Genomic DNA, 418 nt, shown 5'->3' with positions numbered 1-418 from the left:
AGCGCAGCCGGTCCCGGCAGTCTTTACAATTTCGTGCTTCCGGACGGCTCTGAAGTGCCCGATCCAGGTTCACGCCATCAGCCTGAAGACGTGCGTGGCCCAAGCGAAGTCGTCGATCTTACGCATTTCCAATGGAAAGCCGACAACTGGATCGGGCGCCCTTGGGAAGAGTCAGTCATCTACGAGCTGCATGTCGGCTCGTTCACGCCACAAGGGACTTTTCGCGCGGCAATGGACAAGCTTGACCATCTGGCCCGGCTCGGCATCACGGCTATCCAGATCATGCCGATCAGTGATTTTCCCGGTGGCTACAATTGGGGCTACGATGGCGTACTTTCTTATGCGCCTGACAGCAGCTACGGACGTCCCGAGGACTTCATGGCGCTGGTCGACGCCGCCCATGAGCGCGGGTTATCGA

The 418-nt window shown here is 58.9% G+C and carries 1 protein-coding gene; it reads left to right on the top strand.

Annotated features, from left to right (window positions below; translation table 11 throughout):
* The coding region (locus AC1DIX_RS27985; protein WP_477328632.1) for an alpha-amylase family glycosyl hydrolase at window positions 1-418 on the top strand (418 nt) is incomplete at both ends.

Source organism: Massilia sp. 05N420 (assembly GCF_056397205.1).
This window is presented reverse-complemented; position numbering and strand designations above follow the sequence as displayed.